Annotated in this window: 14 protein-coding genes; 8 read left to right on the forward strand and 6 right to left on the reverse strand. The window is 73.8% G+C overall.

Going from position 1 to position 18,238, the window contains the following annotated elements; all coding sequences use genetic code 11:
* Window position 1: 1 nt before the first annotated feature.
* From pucL to ACWDD7_RS03905, 5 genes are all read left to right on the forward strand, one after another.
* Window positions 2–949: a factor-independent urate hydroxylase gene (pucL, locus tag ACWDD7_RS03885; protein ID WP_450456160.1), complete on the forward strand. Its 948-nt coding sequence runs from the start codon at window positions 2–4 to the stop codon at window positions 947–949.
* A gap of 120 nt (window positions 950–1,069) precedes the next feature.
* Window positions 1,070–2,449 carry an 8-oxoguanine deaminase gene (locus tag ACWDD7_RS03890; RefSeq protein WP_351875982.1) on the forward strand — a complete coding sequence of 460 codons (1,380 nt, stop codon included), beginning with the start codon at window positions 1,070–1,072 and terminating at the stop codon, window positions 2,447–2,449.
* Window positions 2,450–2,802: 353 nt separating this feature from the next.
* Window positions 2,803–3,105: a FeoA family protein gene (locus tag ACWDD7_RS03895; protein WP_392213914.1), complete on the forward strand. Its 303-nt coding sequence runs from the start codon at window positions 2,803–2,805 to the stop codon at window positions 3,103–3,105.
* Window positions 3,102–5,048: a ferrous iron transporter B gene (feoB, locus tag ACWDD7_RS03900; RefSeq protein WP_450456162.1), complete on the forward strand. Its 1,947-nt coding sequence runs from the start codon at window positions 3,102–3,104 to the stop codon at window positions 5,046–5,048. Before ACWDD7_RS03895 ends, feoB begins: the two co-directional genes overlap by 4 nt.
* Window positions 5,045–5,626 carry a NifU family protein gene (locus tag ACWDD7_RS03905; RefSeq protein ID WP_450456164.1) on the forward strand — a complete coding sequence of 194 codons (582 nt, stop codon included), beginning with the start codon at window positions 5,045–5,047 and terminating at the stop codon, window positions 5,624–5,626. Before feoB ends, ACWDD7_RS03905 begins: the two co-directional genes overlap by 4 nt.
* A gap of 174 nt (window positions 5,627–5,800) precedes the next feature.
* Here the strand turns inward: ACWDD7_RS03905 and ACWDD7_RS03910 are convergent, their stop codons facing one another.
* Window positions 5,801–6,382 (reverse strand): helix-turn-helix domain-containing protein, encoded by a 582-nt coding sequence (locus ACWDD7_RS03910; protein ID WP_450456166.1) that lies wholly within the window; start codon window positions 6,380–6,382, stop codon window positions 5,801–5,803.
* 260 nt (window positions 6,383–6,642) lie between these two features.
* Here ACWDD7_RS03910 and ACWDD7_RS03915 point away from each other — a divergent pair, with 260 nt between their 5' ends.
* From ACWDD7_RS03915 to ACWDD7_RS03925, 3 genes are all read left to right on the forward strand, one after another.
* Window positions 6,643–7,440 carry an aldolase gene (locus tag ACWDD7_RS03915; RefSeq protein WP_351875971.1) on the forward strand — a complete coding sequence of 266 codons (798 nt, stop codon included), beginning with the start codon at window positions 6,643–6,645 and terminating at the stop codon, window positions 7,438–7,440.
* Window positions 7,440–8,357: a dihydrodipicolinate synthase family protein gene (locus ACWDD7_RS03920; RefSeq protein ID WP_450456168.1), complete on the forward strand. Its 918-nt coding sequence runs from the start codon at window positions 7,440–7,442 to the stop codon at window positions 8,355–8,357. Before ACWDD7_RS03915 ends, ACWDD7_RS03920 begins: the two co-directional genes overlap by 1 nt.
* A gap of 138 nt (window positions 8,358–8,495) precedes the next feature.
* A complete protein-coding gene (locus ACWDD7_RS03925) occupies window positions 8,496–9,023 on the forward strand; it encodes a flavin reductase family protein (protein WP_450456170.1) in 528 nt (175 codons plus the stop codon).
* A gap of 76 nt (window positions 9,024–9,099) precedes the next feature.
* On the opposite strand, the gene ACWDD7_RS03930 is transcribed toward ACWDD7_RS03925, so the two are convergent.
* The 5 genes from ACWDD7_RS03930 to ACWDD7_RS03950 form a co-directional block, all read right to left on the reverse strand.
* Window positions 9,100–9,522 (reverse strand): acyl-CoA thioesterase, encoded by a 423-nt coding sequence (locus ACWDD7_RS03930; RefSeq protein WP_392213853.1) that lies wholly within the window; start codon window positions 9,520–9,522, stop codon window positions 9,100–9,102.
* 79 nt (window positions 9,523–9,601) lie between these two features.
* A complete protein-coding gene (locus ACWDD7_RS03935) occupies window positions 9,602–10,225 on the reverse strand; it encodes a hypothetical protein (RefSeq protein WP_450456173.1) in 624 nt (207 codons plus the stop codon).
* A 351-nt stretch (window positions 10,226–10,576) separates the two neighbouring features.
* Window positions 10,577–11,173 carry a histidine phosphatase family protein gene (locus ACWDD7_RS03940; RefSeq protein ID WP_392213851.1) on the reverse strand — a complete coding sequence of 199 codons (597 nt, stop codon included), beginning with the start codon at window positions 11,171–11,173 and terminating at the stop codon, window positions 10,577–10,579.
* Window positions 11,174–11,334: 161 nt separating this feature from the next.
* The gene (locus tag ACWDD7_RS03945; RefSeq protein WP_450456175.1) at window positions 11,335–12,834 is read right to left on the reverse strand and encodes a condensation domain-containing protein; all 1,500 of its coding nucleotides are present in this window, start codon (window positions 12,832–12,834) and stop codon (window positions 11,335–11,337) included.
* On the reverse strand, window positions 12,831–18,212 hold the full coding sequence (locus ACWDD7_RS03950; RefSeq protein WP_450456177.1) for a type I polyketide synthase: 5,382 nt from the start codon (window positions 18,210–18,212) through the stop codon (window positions 12,831–12,833). The genes ACWDD7_RS03945 and ACWDD7_RS03950 overlap by 4 nt, the downstream gene beginning before the upstream one ends.
* Window positions 18,213–18,238: the final 26 nt, after the last annotated feature.

Below are 18,238 nucleotides of genomic sequence, written 5' to 3' on the forward strand. Positions count from 1 at the left end.
CATGACCGCCAATTCCCGCCCTTCCCGCCCTGTGATCCTGGGTCAGAACCAGTACGGCAAGGCCGAGAACCGAGTCGTCAGGATCACGCGGGACGGCGCCACCCACCACATCAAGGACCTCAACGTCTCGGTGTCGCTCAGCGGCGACATGGAGGAGGTCCACTACTCCGGCTCCAACGCCCATGTGCTGCCGACCGACACCACGAAGAACACGGTGTTCGCGTTCGCCAAGGAGTACGGCATCGAGTCGGCCGAGCAGTTCGGCATCCATCTCGCGCGCCACTTCGTCACCTCCCAGGAGCCGATCCAGCGCGCCCGGATCCGGATCGAGGAGTACGCCTGGGAGCGGATCGCGACCTCCGACGCCGACTCCGGGTCCGTCGGCGCCGACGAGGTCGAGCACTCCTTCGTCCGCAAGGGCCAGGAGACCCGGCTGACCCAGATCACCTACGACGGCTCGTCCTGGGAGGTCGTCTCCGGCCTCAAGGACCTGACGGTCATGAACTCGACCAACTCGGAGTTCCGGGGCTACGTCAAGGACAAGTACACGACCCTCCAGGAGGCCCGCGACCGCATCCTGGCGACCTCGGTCTCCGGCCGCTGGCGGTTCAACTGGACCGACGACGAGCAGCAGATGCCGCACTGGGAGAAGTCGTACGAGCAGGTCAGGAAGCACATGCTCCAGGCCTTCGCGGAGACCTACTCCCTCTCCTTGCAGCAGACGATGTACCAGATGGGCGCGCGCATCATCGACAACCGCAGCGAGATCGACGAGGTCCGCTTCTCACTGCCCAACAAGCACCACTTCCTGGTCGACCTGGAGCCGTTCGGGCTCAAGAACGACAACGAGGTCTACTTCGCCGCCGACCGGCCCTACGGCCTGATCGAGGCGACCGTCCTGCGGGACGGCTGCGAACCGCGGATCCCGGTGGACCTCACCAACCTCTGATCCGCCCCCTTCTCGGCACCCGCGGCCGGGCGCGCCCCCACCCCCGGCCGCGACGCTCGAATCTCCCGGGGTCCTGCCGTGCCCTCCCCGCAGAAGTCCGCTGAGCGAAAAGGACGAAACATGGCAGCAGCCCAGCGCATCGTCATCGAGAACTGTTCGATCGCGACCGTCGACGCCGACGACACCGAGTACGCCTCCGGGTACCTGGTCCTCGCCGGCAACCGCATCGAGGCGCTCGGCGCGGGGGCGGCCCCCGAGGGCCTGACGGACGTGGTCCGCCGTATCGACGCCACCGGACACCTCGCGACCCCCGGCCTGGTCAACACCCACCACCACTTCTACCAGTGGATCACCCGGGGCCTGGCCACCGACCACAACCTGTTCGACTGGCTGGTCGCCCTGTACCCGATCTGGGCGCGCATCGACGAGCCCATGGCCTACGCGGCGGCCCGTGGCTCGCTCGCGATGATGGCCCGCGGCGGCGTCACCACCGCGATGGACCACCACTACGTCTACCCGCGCGGCACCGGCGACCTGTCCGGCGCGATCATCCGCGCCGCCCGCGAGACCGGCGTCCGCTTCACGCTCGCCCGCGGCTCCATGGACCGCGGCGAGAAGGACGGCGGACTGCCCCCGGACTTCGCCGTCGAGAGCCTGGAGGGCGCGCTCGCCGCGACGGAGGCGACCGTCAAGGAGCACCACGACCCCTCCTTCGACGCCATGACCCAGGTCGCCGTGGCCCCGTGCTCCCCCTTCTCCGTCTCCACCGAACTCATGCGGGACGCCGCCCGGCTGGCCCGCCGCCTCGGCGTGCGGCTGCACACGCACGGCTCGGAGACCGTGGAGGAGGAGCGGTTCTGCCACGAGCTGTTCGGCATGGGCCCGACCGACTACTTCGAGTCCACGGGCTGGCTCGGCGAGGACGTGTGGATGGCGCACTGCGTCCACATGAACGACTCCGACATCGCCGCCTTCGCTCGCACCGGCACCGGGGTCGCCCACTGCCCCTCGTCCAACGCCCGCCTCGCCGCGGGCATCGCACGGGTCCCGGACATGCTCGCCGCGGGCATCCCGGTCGGCCTCGGCGTCGACGGCACCGCCTCCAACGAGTCCGGCGAACTCCACACCGAGCTGCGCAACGCCCTGCTCATCAACCGGCTCGGCCCCCACAAGGAGGCCGCGCTGAACGCCCGGCAGGCCCTGCGGCTCGGCACCCACGGCGGCGCCCGGGTGCTCGGCCGCGCCGCCGAGACCGGATCGCTGGAGGCCGGGAAGCTCGCCGACGTGGTGCTCTGGAAGATGGACACGCTGGCCCACGCCTCCATCGCCGACCCGGTGACCGCCCTGGTCCTCGGCGCGGCCGCCCCGGTCACCGCGTCCTTCGTGAACGGCCGTCAGATCGTGGCGGACGGCCGCCTGCTGACCGTCGACGAGGACGCCGTCGCCCGTGCCACCCGTGACGAGGCCCGCCGTCTGGCGCGGATCGCCGCCCAGGGCTGAGCCCACCCCGACTCCGGCCGGGAGCCGTCCCTCCCGGCCGCCGGCCGTGGACCCGAGCGGGGTCCACGGCCGGCGGCTCCGGGGCGCGCGCGAGCGTGCGCGCCCCGGAACGGTCCCCGTTCACGACCCTCACGGGTCCCCGGTCCCCGGGGCGGGGAGGTAGAGGAGACGACCCAAGGGGACTGGATGGCCGAGGGGTCCGAGGACCGAGGCGCCCGGAGGGTCGTACGACACGCCCGCGCCTCAATGCGACCCCCCACGGCTCCTGCCGGGGCGGAGCCGATATTGTCGTTACCGAGGTAAAAGGTTAGCCTTCCCTAAGTTGATGTGTTGATCCTGGTGCGAGGGTGTCGATGGTCTCAGTGCAGTTGGGTGCGCGCCGCAAGAGCGGTCCGTCCGTGCCGGTGGACTCCGGACCGGACACACGGCTTTCGGACCTGCGCCCCGGAATGAGCGGCGAGATCACCGACATCGACGAGTCCGTCGAGCCGAGCACCGCACGACGCCTGTTCGACCTGGGGTTCGCCCCCGGCACCGAGGTCACCGTGCTGCGCCGGGCGCCGCTCGGCGAACCCGTCGTCTTCCAGGTCGTGGAGTACGAGATCGCCCTGCGCAGGGAACAGGCCGCGGCCATCCGGGTACGGCGCACCGCATGAGCGCGCACTGCGGCCCGACCGGCGCGACGACCGGGACGCTCACCGGCGGTACCCGGCTGGCCCTGGTCGGCAGCCCGAACTCGGGCAAGAGCACCCTGTTCAACGCCCTGACCGGCCTGCGTACCAAGACCGGCAACTACCCCGGCGTCACCGTCGCGCGCTACGAGGGAACGGCGCGCGTCGGCAAGCAGGAGGTGGTCATCGAGGACCTGCCCGGCACCTACAGCCTCGACCCGATCAGCCCGGACGAGCAGGTCGTCGCCGACGTCCTCGACCCGGACAACGCGGACCTCGGGACACCCGACGGCATCCTCGTCACCCTGGACGCGACCACGCTGCGCCGCTCCCTCGGTCTGCTCGCCCAGGTCATGCAGACCGGCCTGCCGATCTGCGTGGTGCTCACCTTCCGCGACGAGCTGGCCCGCCGCGGCGGCAGCCTCGACGTCGCCGCCCTCCGTCGCGCTCTCGGCGTGCCGGTCGTCGCGGTGACGAGCGGTTCGCGCAACGACCTCGCCGAGCTGCAAGCCACCCTGCCCGACTCGGCCTCCTGGGAACGACCGGTCCTCCCGCCGCCCACCGAGCCGGCGCAGCGCCGGGCCTGGGTGGAGTCGCTGCTGCGGAGCGCCGGCTACGAGGTGCCGGAGGTCGACCAGCGCACCCGGCGCATCGACGCCGTACTGCTGCACCCGCTGTGGGGCACGCTGATCTTCTTCGCGACCATGTTCGCGTTCTTCCAAATCATCTTCACCGTGGCGACACCGCTCCAGGACGCGGTGCAGAGCGTCTTCGACCGGCTCGGCACCCTGGTCACCGAGTACGTCTCGAACCCCCTGCTCGCCGGCTTCCTCGGCAACGCCCTGATCGGGGGCCTGGGCAGCGTAGTGGTCTTCCTGCCGCAGATCGCCCTGCTGTTCCTCATGATCTCGCTGCTCGAAGGCAGCGGCTATCTCTCCCGTGCGGCCTTCCTGATGGACCGGCTCATGGCCAGGGCCGGACTGGAGGGCCGGGCGTTCGTCGCCCTGCTCTCCTCCCTCGCCTGCGCCATCCCGGGCATCATGGCCACCCGCTCCCTCCCGTCCGCCAAGGACCGGTTCGCGACCATGATGGGCGCGCCGCTGATGACCTGCTCGGCGCGGCTGACGGTCTACGTCCTGCTCACCGGCCTGCTGGTGAGCCCCGGCGCCAGGGTCGGCCCGTTCGGCGCCCAGGGCGTCGTCATGTTCGCCCTGTACCTGGTCGGCGCGCTCTCGGCCATGGCCACGGCCTGGGTCTTCAAACGGTTCAGCAGCCGGGGCGGCCCGGTGCTGCCGTTCTACATGGAGATGCCGTCCTACCGCCTGCCGCGGCCGCGCTCGGTGGCCGACGCCATCTGGAGCGCGTGCAAGGGCTTCCTCGCCAAGGTCGGCCGCATCATCCTCGTCGTCACCGTCGGCCTGTGGCTCCTCCTCAGCCTGCCCATGCACAGCGACGCGCAGCTGCGCTCCGCCGGCGTCGACCCGGCCGACCGGACCGCGGTCTCGGCCTACGAGGTCGACCACAGCTACGCCGCGGACATCGGCCACGCCATCGAACCCGTCTTCGAACCCCTCGGCTTCGACTGGCGCATCAACGTCGGCGTCCTGGGTTCGCTGTCCGCCCGTGAGGTCTTCGTCGCCACCCTCGGCCAGGTCGCCGCGGCCCAGAACCCCGACCAGCCGACCGAGGCCCTGACCCACATGACCTACACGGACGGCCCCCACCAGGGACAGAGGCTGTTCACCCCGGCCACGACGGCCGCGCTGCTGGTCTTCTTCCTCTACGCGCTGCAGTGCATGTCGACCATCGGCGTCATGCGCCGTGAGACCGGCTCCTGGAAGTGGCCGGCGGTCGCCTTCGGCTACATGTTCGTCCTGGCCTGGACGATGGCCTTCGTGACCCACACCGTCGTGGGCGCCCTGACATGACCGCCGTCCCCATGCACCCCGAGCCCACGACCGACCCCCAGACGGTCCGCTGGGTCATCCCCGCCGGCACCCTCCCTCTCGTCGGCCCGATCACCGGCGCCCCGTCCGCCCTCGGCACCATGCTCCACTCCGGCCCCATCGCCGCCATCGAGGTGGAGCCCCAGGCCGTCCTGATCCGCCTCGCCCCCGACCACACCTGGACCACCGCCGGCCCCCGCATCCGTGACGCGCTCGGCACGGCGCTGGGCCACCCTCACCAGTGGCGGCCGGCCACCGTCCTGACCGAGGACGACCTCCTCCACGCCGCCCTCCAGGACGTCCTGAACGGCCCGGCCGGCGACTACATCCGCTCCCACGGAGGCGAGGCCACGATCGTCTCCGCCCACGACCGCAGGGCCGAGGTGCGTCTGTCGGGCACCTGCACCCACTGCCCGGCCGCGGACTTCACCCTGCACTCCCGCCTGGAATCGGAACTGCGAAAGCGCTTTCCCGCCCTCCTCGAACTCCGCGCCACGGAAGAGCCGGGACGACGGAGGTCGGGGCCTGCTTGGCTGCCGCTGCGGCGGCGGGGGGCCTGAGCGGGGGCGCACCCTGGTCCCGGGCCTGGGCTGATGGGACGGCGGCCTCATACGGACGCGAACCGCCTGGTCCGCGCCGGCGTCCTGGCTCCTCCTGCCCAGGCCCAGCTCCTATGAGGGCATGTCCGGGCGATCGGGTGCGCGGCCTGCCGCGCCTCGGTCGCCCGTGCGGTCTCAGGGCAGGCGGGGGTGCGGGGTGCGGGCGTCGTCCGGGGTGTCGTAGTCGCTGGAGACCAGGAGGAGGACGGTGGCGCGCCGGGTTCCCAGGGAGCGGAGCTTGTGGGGTGTGGTGGCCTTGAAGTAGGCGCAGTCGCCGGGGTCGAGCGTGATCGTGCGCGAAGGGAGGATCAGCTCGGCCTGTCCCTGGTGGACGAAGACGAACTCCTCGCCGGGGTGATCGCGGAACGGGACGGGGTTGTCGTCGAGCGGCGGGTAGAGCATGAACGGGGTCATGCCCTTGGTGCCGGCGTCGAGCGCCATGCCCTCGTAGCGGGTGCCGGGCTCGTCCGGGGAGGTCAGGGCCTGGCGTTCCGCGGCCCGGGTCACGGTGACCTCGCCGAGCTCGTCGGCCTCGGCGAAGAGGCTGTCCAAGGGCACGTCGAGGGCCTTGGCGAGCGAGGCGCACACGGCGATGGAGGGAACGCTCTGTCCGCGTTCGACCTTCGACAGGTAGCTCTTGGTGACGCCGGATCGCTCGGCCAGCACCTCCAGGGTCATCAGCCGTTCCTTGCGCAGCCGGCGTACCCGATTGATCACTGGCGTCTTCCTCTCTCATGCCCTCGACCGGCGGGGGAGCCCGGTGCGGCGTGTGCCACCCGCCCCCGATGACACCACGTGTCCTATGGCGAACGATGCTACGCCGCGGGCCTGCGGGCCCCGGCGGGGATCACGCTCCGCCGAAGCCGCGCCCTTGGTGCAGGAAACTTTGTGTCCTATAGTGAACACAGTTTCCTCGGGGCTGCGGCTCCGGGCGTACGCCTGGCCACCGGGGCCGGGCCGGAACTGGAGCAGACACCATGGCGAAAACGCTGCAGGACCCGAAGGACGTCCTCGTCGACCGCGCCGCGCGGCAGATGGACAGGCACTTCGGGGACCTGGAACTGACCACGCGCCAGAAGCTGGCGCTCACCTGCCGGATCGCCTTCGACGGCGGCCACGACTCGGGGCTCGCCGGGCAGATCAGCTCCCGCGGGCGGGAGCCGGGCACCTACTACACCCAGCGTCTGGGGCTGGGATTCGACGAGATCACCGAGGACAACCTCCTGCTGGTGAACGAGGACCTGGACGTCCTGGAGGGGGAGGGGATGCCCAACCCCGCCAACCGCTTCCACTCCTGGATCTACCGGGCGCGTGAGGACGTCAACTGCATCATCCACACACACCCGCTGCACACGGCCGCGCTCGCCATGCTGGAAGTGCCGCTGGTGGTCTCCCAGATGGACACGACACCGCTGTACGACGACTGCGCCTTCCTGAAGGAGTGGCCGGGTGTCCCGGTGGGCAACGAGGAGGGCGAGATCATCTCGGCCGCGCTCGGTGACAAGCGGGCCATCCTGCTGGCCCACCACGGCCAGCTGGTGACGGGCCGCACGATCGAGGAGGCGTGCACCCTGGCGCTGCTGATCGAGCGAGCGGCCCGCCTCCAGTTGCTGGCGATGGCGGCGGGGACCATCCGGCCCCTGGACCCGGCCCTGGCCCGTGAGGCCCACGACTGGACCTCCACCGACCGGCGCAGCCGGGCGAACTTCGCGTACTACGCGCGCAAGGCCCTGCGCAATCACCCCGACTGCCTGACGGGACAGGTGGACCTGTGATGACGACACCGCCGCTCAAGGGGATCATCTCCTACCCGGTCACCCCGTTCGACGCCGTCACCGGCGAGGTCGATCTGTCCGCGCTGCGGACTCTGACCAGCGACCTCGTCGACTCCGGCAGTCACGCCGTCGCCCCCCTCGGCAGCACCGGAGAGAGTGCCTACCTGACCGAGAGGGAATGGGACGCGGTCTGCGAGACCACCCTGGACACGGTGGCGGGGCGGGTGCCGACCCTCGTCGGTGTCTCGCACTGGAGCACCGAGGGCACGGTCCGCCGCGCCCGCGTGGCCGCCCGCCACGGCGCCACCGCGATCATGGTGCTGCCCCTGGTGTACTGGAAGCTGACCGAGGCCGAACTCGTCGAGCACTACAGCACGGTGGCCCGTGCCGCCGACCTGCCGATGATGCTCTACAACAACCCCGGCACCAGCGGCGTGGACCTGCGCCCGGAGACGGTGGTCGCGCTCGCCCGGAAGATCCCCAACCTCACCATGGTCAAGGAGAGTTCGGGCGAGGTGTCACGCTTCCACGCCCTGCGTGAACTGTCCGACGGGGAGCTGTCGGTCTACAACGGCAACAACCCGGTCGCCCTGGACGCCTTCCGCGCCGGGGCGGCGGGCTGGTGCACGGCCGCTCCCTGCCTCGTGCCGCAGTGGGTGCTGGAGCTCTACGGCGCGGTCACCCGGGGCCAGGACGACCGCGCGGACCGGCTCCTGAGCGAGCTGCTGCCGCTCTTGCGGTTCATCGTCCACCACGGCCTTCCCCGCGCCATCAAGGCGGGTCTGGAGATCCGGAACCGCCCGGCCGGGCCGCCACGGCCGCCGCTGCTGCCCCTGCCGCCGCACGAGACGCGGCAGTTGCGGGAGATGCTCACCCGGCTCCCGCCGTCCGTCGCCCAGGCCGCGGACCAGCCCTGACCCCCGCGCCGCCGCCCCCGGTGACGGGAGCACGGCGCGGGCGGGGTGCCGGCCGCGAAGCGGCGGCCGGCACCCGAGGGGCCGGCGCCCCCGCGCGGGGGCCCGTTCTCGACACCCCGTCCAGCGAAGGAAGTTCCCATGCCCCCGACCGGCGTACCGTCCCGACCGACCGGAGAGCCGGGCCGTGCCGCCTTGCTGCGCCGCACGCTGCGCAGGCACGCCGCCGGGGTCACCGTCATCACGGTGCCGGGGCCGGCCGGCTTCACGGCCACCTCCTTCACCTCGGTCTCCCTCAGCCCCGCCCTCGTCTCCTTCTGCGTGGCGCGCGCCTCCTCCGCCGCGGACGCCGTCGCACGGGCGGACCGGTTCGCCGTCCACCTGCTGGGCATCACCGACACCGACCTGGCGGACCGGTTCGCCCGCAGCGGCGGCGACCGGTTCGCCGGAGCGCGCCTCGAACTGCACGACGGGCTGCCCGTCCTGTGCGACGCCCCGGCCTGGCTCGGCGCCCGCGTCGCCGCGCGGCACCCGGCCGGAGACCACCTCCTGGTCGTCGGCGAGGTCCGGGCGGGCGGCGTGCGCCGCCGCACTCCCGCGCTCGTCCGCCACGACGGCGCCTACGCCCGCCCCGTCCGCCTGCTCCCCCGGGTTCCGCGCGACGCGTGAGCGGGGTCCGCGGGCCCGGAGGACGGCCTCGACCGGCCGGACGCGTCCTGGCCGGCAGACGTACCGCGCCCGTTCCTCACAGGCCGAACAGGGCCGGGTCGGTGGAGAGTTCCTCGAAGACCCGGCCCGGGTCGGCGACCAGCTTGCGTTCCTTGAGGTCCAACAGGCCGCCGACACCGGTGAGTCGCGCGGCCAGGGTGCCGTCGGCCTTGCGGATCTCCTGGCGGACCTTGAAGGTCCTGCCGCCGGACCACTCGAAGGCGCAGGTCACGTCCACCTCGTCGCCCGCGAGCAGTTCGCGCAGGTAGCGGATGGTCGTCTCCAGGACCACCGGGCCGACGCCGGTGCGCACCAGGCCGGTCTGGCTCACGCCGGCGGCCTGGAGGAGGGCCCAGCGGGCGTGCTCGGCGTAGTTGAGGTACACGGCCTGGTTCAGGTGGCCCTGCACATCGGTCTCGTAACCGCGGACGGTGACGCGGACGGAAAACGGTTCGCTCACGGCATTCCCCTCTTGTTCCGGTACGGCTGCGCCGCCTGCCGGTGATCCTTCCACGCGCGGTCGGCGGGGCGGTCGCGGGTCAGGTGCGGCGGGGGGAGGCCAGCAGATAGCGGGCCCGGGTCCGTGGCTCGGTGTACTCGCCCGCCTGCCAGCCGGCCCGCTCCAGCGTGGCCGCGCAGGCGGACAGGGCCGCCGCGTCCGGCGCGTACACGGCGACGGCCTCAGGCTGCGGGGTCGCGCGGACCCGGTAGCCGTCCGCGTCCGCCGTCTTCGGGCGGTGCCCGGCCGCCTCCAGGGCGAGGGCGGCGGCCCGCACCAGATGGCCGCGCTCCCAGGCGCACGGGCGGTCCGCCGCGCCGTCGGGGTTGGTCATCCGGCGCAGCTCCAGCAGGCCCTGCCAGGCACTGAGGACCTCGCGCAGGCGTGCGGCGGCCGAGGGCGGGGCCTCCTCGTCGGCTCCGCCGACGCGCGCCGCGAACACCCCCGTGGGGGGCGCAGGCTGTTCCGGTGTCCCAGGGGGCGCCTCCCGTACGCGCCGGCCCGCCGGGGTCAGGAAGTGGTCGTGCGGCGGGCGCGGGTGCCGGAACGCGAGGCCCCTGCGCACCAGCGCGGTGAGCTGCGCCTCCGTGCCGCGCAACCGGCCGGTGACCGGATCGGCCGCGTCGATCACCCGCCGCTGGGCGGCGGTCGGTTCTCGGCTCACGGTGCGCTCCCCTCCGGGGCGGTGCGGCGGCGGTACGGGCGCCGGGCGGACGGCTTGAGGGGAAGAGTACGGGCGGGGTCTGACAGAGGGCCCGACGCGGGGAAAGGGGACGCGGGCGGTGGGTGGCGGGGCGGCCGCGGCGCGGGGCCGCCGCACCGGCCGCCGCGCAGCGTCGTACCGCCCGTCCACATGGTCGTACCGGCGGGCGCGGGCCGTCGTGCGGCAGGGAGTCGAGCGCCGTAGGCCGGGCGCGGGCCGTCGCGCGGCGGGGCGTGGACCGTCGTGCCGCGCCGACCGTCGTAGCGCCGGACCGGGGCCCGTCGTGCCGCCGACGCGATCCGCCCCGCGCCCTCAACTCGGCCGGATGTTCCACCCCGCGACCACCGGCCGCGCATGCTCCGTGCCCAGGCGGCACAGCGTGCCCGTGGCCAGTTGGAAGAGGGCGCCGTGGTGGGCGGGGAGGCCGAGGCGGCGGGCGGTGAGGACGCGGAGGAAGTGGCCGTGGGCGACGAGGACCACGACGCCCTCCGTGTTGGCGAGGGCCGCGTCGACCTTGGCCAGCATGCGGTCGGCACGCTCGCCGACCTGTTCCGGTGACTCGCCGGGGTGGCCGGGCGGCCCCGGGGCGACGCCGTCGGTGAACAGGAACCAGCCGGGGCGGGTGCGCTGGATCTCCGGCGTGGTGACGCCCTCGTAGCCGCCGTAGTCCCATTCGCGCAGGTCGGTGTCGACCCGGGCGTCGGGGATACCGATCAGCTCGGCGGTCTCCCGGGCCCGTTGCAGGGGACTGACGAAGGCGGCGCCGATGCGGTGCGAGCGGATCAGCGGCACCAGCCGGCGTGCCTCCTCCCGGCCGTGTTCGGTCAGCGGCACGTCGGTCCAGCCGGTGTGCCGTCCGGACCGCGACCACTCGGTCTCACCGTGCCGGACGAGAAAGAGGTCACCCATTCCCGCGCCTTCCCGCTCGTGTGCCAGCACCGTGTCACAGGGGTCCGGCCGGCGCGGGGCGGACCGCGCCGACTGACCCCCGTTCAGATGATCAGCTGCTCATCGTAACGTCCACGGCCGGGACGTGACCCGCCCCGCGCCCCGCCCCGCGGACCGCCTGGTCACGCCGCCGGTCTCCAGTCCCCGATCATGCCGCGGAACAGCCCGTCGATCCCCGGCTCCAGGTCCCCCCGGCGCTGGACCGACAGCGGCACCGGCGCGGGCTCCAGCGCGCCGACCGGCGTGGTGAGGTCCGCGGTCGCGGCCGCCAGCAGGCCGAAGAAGGCGCGGGCCAGCTCGATCGCCGTCTCCTGCCCGACGAGCCGCGGCCGGTTCTCCAGTTCCAGGGCCAGCTCGCCGTGCCTGCGGCCCAGGGAGAACGTGACGTCGTAGCGCGCGGAGCCGGTCACCAGCTTGTTGGTGGCGAGGGTCCCGGACCCGAAACTCCGGGTGGGGGACGGGGTGTTCTGGAGGATGAACATGGACTGGAAGTAGGGCGTGCGCTCCGGCTCGACCGGCGGCGCCAGTTCGTCGAGCAGGACGCCGTAGGGCAGGTCCTGGTTCTCGTGGGCCGCCATGACCAGGCGGTGCGTGTCCTCCACCAGTCGGCCCACGGGCACGTCGGGCCGGAAGACGTACGGCATCACCAGCGTGTTCACGAAGAAGCCGACCACGTCCGCCCAGCGCGGGTCGGTGCGGCCCGCGAAGGGAGTGCCGACGGCCAGGTGGTCGCATCCGGTCAGCCGCCGCAGCGCCAGCTGGTAGACGGCGAGCCCGAGCACGAAGAAGGACGTGCCGCAGGCGCGCGCGGCCTGCTGGGCGTCCTGGATCAGGCTCTGCGGCAGCCCGAGCCAGGCCATGTCACCGGCCCACCAGGGGGCCTCGGGGTCCCGGCCGTCCCGGGGCCAGGGCAGCGGCGGGGGCGGGTCGGCCAGCACCTGGCGCCAGTGGTCGAGCTGGGCGTCGTGGCGGCCGCGCGCGATCCGGCGGCGCTGCCACACCGAGAAGTCGACGTACCGGTGGTCGGGGGCCGGGCCGCCGGGCGCCCCGGCGAGCAGCGCGCCGTACCGGTCCGCCAGGTCCTCGAAGAAGACGGGCGAGGACCAGCCGTCGAAAGCGATGTGGTGGAAGTTCACGACCACCACGGTCTCCTCCGCCGCGAGGCTCACCAGGTGGACCCGGGTGGTGGGTTCCGCCCGCAGGTCGAAGGGGCGCGCGGCCTCCCGCGAGCCGATCTCCCGCAGCGACCTGATCCGTTCGGCCTCGGACAGGGGGCGCAGGTCGTGGCGGAGGACGGGGATGTCCCCGGGGTCGTGCAGCCGGGCGGTGAGCCGTCCCGCCGACTCCCCGAAGGAGGCGCGCAGGGACTCGTGCCGGGTCACCACCGCCCGCAGCGCCCGCTCCAGCGTGTCGAGGTCCACCGGGCCGCGCAGCAGTACCGCGATCGGCACGTTGAACGCCGCCGACTCCGGGAACCGCGCCTGGTACGCCCAGTGCCGCTCCTGCCCGAGCGAGGCCCGCCAGGCCGATCCGGCGCCCACGGCCCGCGCGCGCTCGCCGTACGTCGTCGCCGTGGTCCCGCTCGCCGCCGTGCCCGTGCTCCCGCTTCCCGCCGTGCTCATGCTCCGGCCTCCTGCTGTCGGGCCACGACGACCTCGGCGAGCGCCGCCGGGGTGGGGGCGTCGAAGAGGTCGGCGACGCTCACGGACACCCGGAACCGGTCCTGGAGCCGGGACGCCAGCTGGACCGCGGTGAGCGAGTCGCCGCCCAGGGCGAAGAAGTCGTCGTCGGGCTTGATCTCGCCCGCGCCGAGGGTCTCGCCGAGGAGGCGTACGACGGCGGAGACGGGGTCGTCGGAGTCGGGGTGGTCCGGTGCGGGTGCGGGTGCGGGTGCGGGTGCGGGGGTGTCGGGCTCGGGGGCCGGCTGCGGCCCGCCGGGCGCCCGCACCTCCGCACGGGCGACCGGCTGGTCGGGCTGTACGGTCGCGACGGGGCCGGTCCCTCGGGCCGAAGGAGCCGGTGCCCACTCCTCCGCCGGCACCACCGCCACCTGCGCCGGAACATGCTCGGTCAGCAGCCGCATCAGCGCGTCGATGCCCTCGTCCAGGGTGATCCCCGAGGTCAGTCCGATCGGCGGCTCCTCCCGGGCCGCACGCTCCGTACGGGCGGCCGGCGCCTCCCCGCCGAGCGCGATCTTGGTGTACCCGCTGACCGTGACGACCGCCCGGCCCAGGTCGTCGTACAGCTCGGCGTCCACGGTGGAGCGGCCGGTCCGCTCCGGGCGGCGCACCATGCGGGCCGTCACCTGCGCGGGAACCTCACCGTGGACGACCGCCCGGCGGCAGGTGAACGGCACGAAGTCGCCGGCCGGCAGGTTCAGCGCCAGCGAGCGGTCGAGCAGGACCGGGTGGACGGGGTGGGTGTCGAGGTCGGCGAGGTGTTCCGGGGCCAGTTCCAGGCGGCCCACCGTCACGTCGGTCTCCCGGAAGGCCGCGCGGACGCAGCCGAACCGCTCCCCGAAGACGAACTCCGTGGCCGCGCCCTCGGGCGCCCCGGGGGTGACGGCCGGCCAGCCCTGGCCGAGCGCGGCCGCGTCGATGGTCGGCCGGTCGGCGGTCAGGGAGCGGTCCACGCGGACCCGGGCCCGTGCGTGCACGGTCGCCGGTGCCCCGCCGGCCGCGGCCCGGACCGTCGCCTGCCAGGCGCCCTCGGCCGTCTCCGCCAGGGTGACGGTGACCTCCGTCGGTTCCGGGACGAACAGCGGCTCCGACAGCATGAGGTCCTCGATGACGACGGGGTCGAGATCGTCCGCGCCGCCCGCCTCCCGCACGGCCCGCACCAGGAGATCGAAGTAGGCGGCCCCGGGCAGCAACGCCCGCCCCTGGAGGCGGTGTTCGGCCACGAGCCAGTCGTCGGGGGCGAGGACGGTGCGCCAGCGTGTCCCGTCCTCCCGCGCCGGGTGGTCCGGGGCGGTGCCGGCCATCCCGACGCCGTGCCAGGCGGGCCAGTTGACGCTCACGGTCACCGGGGCGCCGGGCGGGGCGCCGACCGCGACCGCGTCCATGAAGGCGTTGCCCGCCGCGTAGTCGGCGCTGCCCAGAAGGCCGTTGAGGGCGGCCCGGCTGGAGAACAGCGTGAGGAACCGGACGCCGGGTGTGCCGGCGACGATCTCCCGCAGCACCAGGGTGCCGGTCACCTTGGCGGCGAGGACCGCTTCCATGTCCGCCCGGGACCGGGTGCGCAGCAGCCCGCCGCCCGCGACGCCCGCGGTGTGCAGGACGCCGTTAACGGCGCCGTGGCGGGCGCGCAGCTCCTCGAAGACACCGCGCACGGCCTCCGCGTCGCAGACGTCGGCCGCGTGCAGTGTGACCTCGGCGCCGGCCGCCTCCATGGCGGCGAGCGCCGGGGCGATCCGCTCGTACTCCTCGGGCCGGTCGGCCTTGCGGCCCAGCAGGGCGAGGCGCGGGCGCAGTCCGGTGTGGGCGAGCGCCTGGGCCACCGCGAGGCCGATGGCGCCGAGTCCGCCGGTGACGACGTAGACGCCGCGCTCCTCCAGCAGGGTGCCGACCGGTCCGTCGGCCGTGTACTCGGTGCGGTCCGGCAGCCAGCGGCGGGCGCCGCGCAGGGCCACGGCCGCGTCGGGGGAGGCGGGCGCGGCGAGTTCGGCGGCGAGCACCGCGGCCGGTACGTTGCCGACGTCGATCAGCCGCACCTGCCCCGCGCCCGCCTCCAGCGCCGCGGACCGCGCCAGGGCGCACGCGGCGGCGTGGGCCGGGCTCAGCTCCTCGGCGCCGGTCACGTCCACGGCGGACCGGATGACGACCGCGAGGGGCAGCGGGCGGTTGTCCGCGTCCCGGCGTCCGGCGCCCGCCTGGAACAGCTCCACGAGGGACCACAGGGACTCGTCCAGCGCCTCGGGCACGTCCGGGAGCGGCTCGGCGAAGGCACGGCCGTGCACCAACAGGCGTACGTCCACGCCGCGTCGGGCCAGATGGTCCAGGTAGGCGGTGACGTCGTCGGGGTGTCCGCGCCGTACCGTGCCCCGGTAGTCGGCGGCCTCGTACGCGCCGCCCTCGGCGACCGGGAGGGTCCGGTAGCCCGCCAGCTGGACGGCGGTCAGCAGCTCCCGGGCGGCGTCCGGGTCGGCGGGGGTGAGCACCACGGCGTGCCCGCGGCTGCCGGGGGTGCGGCGCGCCGCGGCCGGCACATGGCGGTCGGGGCGCCAGCCGGGCAGCGCGAGGACGGGACGCGCGGGGGCCGTCGAGTCGGTCCCGGACGCCGTCGGGTCCTGGCGGGGCGGTTCCGGTACGGTCTCCCGCGCGTCCTCGGCCGCCGGTGCCGGTCGTCCCCCCGCCGCGTACGGCAGCCAGAACTCCCGCCGCCGGTACGGATACGCGGGCAGTGCCACCCGTCGCGTGTCCCGCGGGCGCGGCAGCGCCTCCCACTCCACGTCCACCCCGTCGCACCAGGCGTGGGCCAGCGCCTCCAGGAACGCGGGCCAGTCGCCGTCGGCCGCGTCCCGGGGCCGGGGCAGGCAGCCCACGGCGCGGTGACCCGCGTCGCGCAGCCCGGGGTGGCGGCGGATCAGGCTGGACAGGGCCTGTCCCGGGCCCACTTCCAGGACGCGGGCCGGGTCCTGTTCCGCCAACGTGTCCAGGGCGTGCCCGAACAGCACCGGTTCCACGAGCTGTTCGGCCCAGAAGCGCGGCGAGGTGGCCTGGGCGTCGCCGAGGGGCCGGCCGGTCGCGGCGGAGATCACGGGTATCTCCGGGGCGCGCAGCGCGCAGCCCGCCAGCAGGTCGGTCAGCTCCGCCACCGCCGGGGCCATCATCGGGGTGTGGAAGGCGTGCGAGGTGGACAGCGGCCTGCCCTGCACCCCGCGCCCGGCGAGGATCTCCCGGAAGGCGTCGACGGCCTCGGCCGGGCCGCCGACCACCACCTGTCCGGGGCCGTTGACCGCGGACACCGCGACCTCGGGGACCAGCAGGTCGCGCACCAGGTCCTCGGTGGCGGCCACGGCGAGCATCCGGCCGGGCGGCATGCCCTGCATCAGCTCCGCCCGGCGGGCGACGAACCGCACCGCGTCGGCGAGCGGCATGACCCCGGCCAGGGTGGCGGCCACGACCTCGCCCACGCTGTGCCCGACGAGCGCGGCGGGCTCCACGCCGAGCGTACCGAGGGACCGGGCGAGGGCGAACTCCACACTGAACAGCAGTGGTTGGGCGTGCACGGTCCGGGCCACGACCGCGGGGTCGGTCTCCTCCTGCCACATCTTCGTCAGGTCCGTGCCGAGGGCGTCGGAGAACAGCGCGAGGCACTCGCGCACCCGGGCGTCGAAGTCGGGCAGATGGGCGGCGAGGCCCGCCGCGGCCCGCGGATGCTGCGAACCCTGCCCCGGAAGGGCGAACACCAGACGCCGCCGCGTGCTGTCGGACATGGCCGTGGGCGCCGTGTCCGGGTCGGCGAGGAGCCGGGCGGCCTCGGCCGGGCGGGTGAAGGTCAGCGCCGCGCGCGCGGGCAGCGCCCGGCGTCCCGTCTGCGCGGTGAGGGCGACGTCGGCCGCGGCCGTGTCCGGCAGCGCGGCCAGGGACGTGGCGAGCCGGGCGCGCACCGCTCCCTCGGCCTCCCGGTCGGTGCCGCTCCACACCAGCAGCTCGGTACGTGCCAAACGCTCGGGCAGGGGCTCGGGGCTCGGGGCCTCCTCCAGGACCACATGGGCGTTGGTGCCGCCGAAGCCGAAGGAGCTGACGCCCGCGCGGCGCGGGGCGCCCGCCGTGCGCGGCCAGGGCAGCACCGCGTCCGCTACCTTGAACGGGGTCTGTTCCAGGTGCAGTTGGGGGTTGGGGACGCGCACGTTGATGGTGGGCGGGATGCTTTCGCGGTGCAGCGCGAGCACCGTCTTGATCAGGCCGACGATGCCGGAGGCCGGGCCGAGGTGGCCCAGGTTCGACTTCACCGAGCCGATCGCGCAGCTGCCGGGCCGCAGTTCGCCGGTGGCGACCGCGAGCATGGCCTGGTGCAGCCCGTGCACCTCGACGGGGTCGCCCATCTGGGTTCCGGTGCCGTGCAGTTCGACGTACGACACGGTGCCCGGGTCCACGTCGGCGACGGCCAGGGCCTCCGCGATGACGCGGCTCTGTCCCTCGGAGCTGGGCGCGGTGAAACCGGGGCGCGCGGCACCGTCGTTGTTGACCGCCGAGCCCCTGATCACGGCGTAGACCGGGTCCCCGTCGGCGAGCGCGTCGGCGAGCCGCTTGAGGACCACCACGCCGCCGCCGCTGCCGAAGACCGTGCCGCTCGCCTCGGAGTCGAGAGGCCGGCAGTACCCGTCGGCGGAGTCGATGCCGCCGGCCACGTGGCGGTAGCCGCGGCCGTACGGCGTCTCGATCTCCACGCCGCCCGCGAGCGCCATGTCGCAGTCGCCGAGTCGCAGCGCCTGGCAGGCCAGGTGGGTGGCGACCAGGGAGGTGGAGCAGGCGGTGCGCACGTTCAGGCTGGGGCCGTCGAGGCCGAGCCGGTAGGACGTGTACGTGGCCAGGTAGTCGATGTTGTTGGAGACCAGCGCGACCATGTCGCCGACCTGGGCGAGGAGTTCCGGGTCGGCGCGGATGTGGTCGTCCACGTAGGTGTCGCTGGCGCAGCCGCCGTAGACGCCGATCTCGCCGTCGTAGCGGGAGGGTTCGTAGCCGGCGTGCTGGAGTGCGGTCGAGCACAGTTCGAGGAAGAGGCGGTGCTGCGGGTTGCGCAGCTCGCTCTCGCGCGGGGAGATGCCGAAGAAGGTGTTGTCGAACCCGCCCACGTCGTCCAGGAGGGGGCGGGCGGGGACGTAGTGCGGGTCCTTGATCAGCTCCGGGTCCTCGCCCGCGGCCAGCAGCTGTTCGTCGCTGAGCCGGTGGATGCTGTTGCGTCCCGCCAGGAGGTTGCGCCAGAACTCGTCGGCGTCTGCCGCGTCGGGGGCCCGCACGGACAGTCCGATGACCGCGATGGCGTCAGTGCTCACTGCTCCGGTGCCTTTCTCGCTGGGGA

Source organism: Streptomyces sp. NPDC001056 (genome assembly GCF_053598955.1).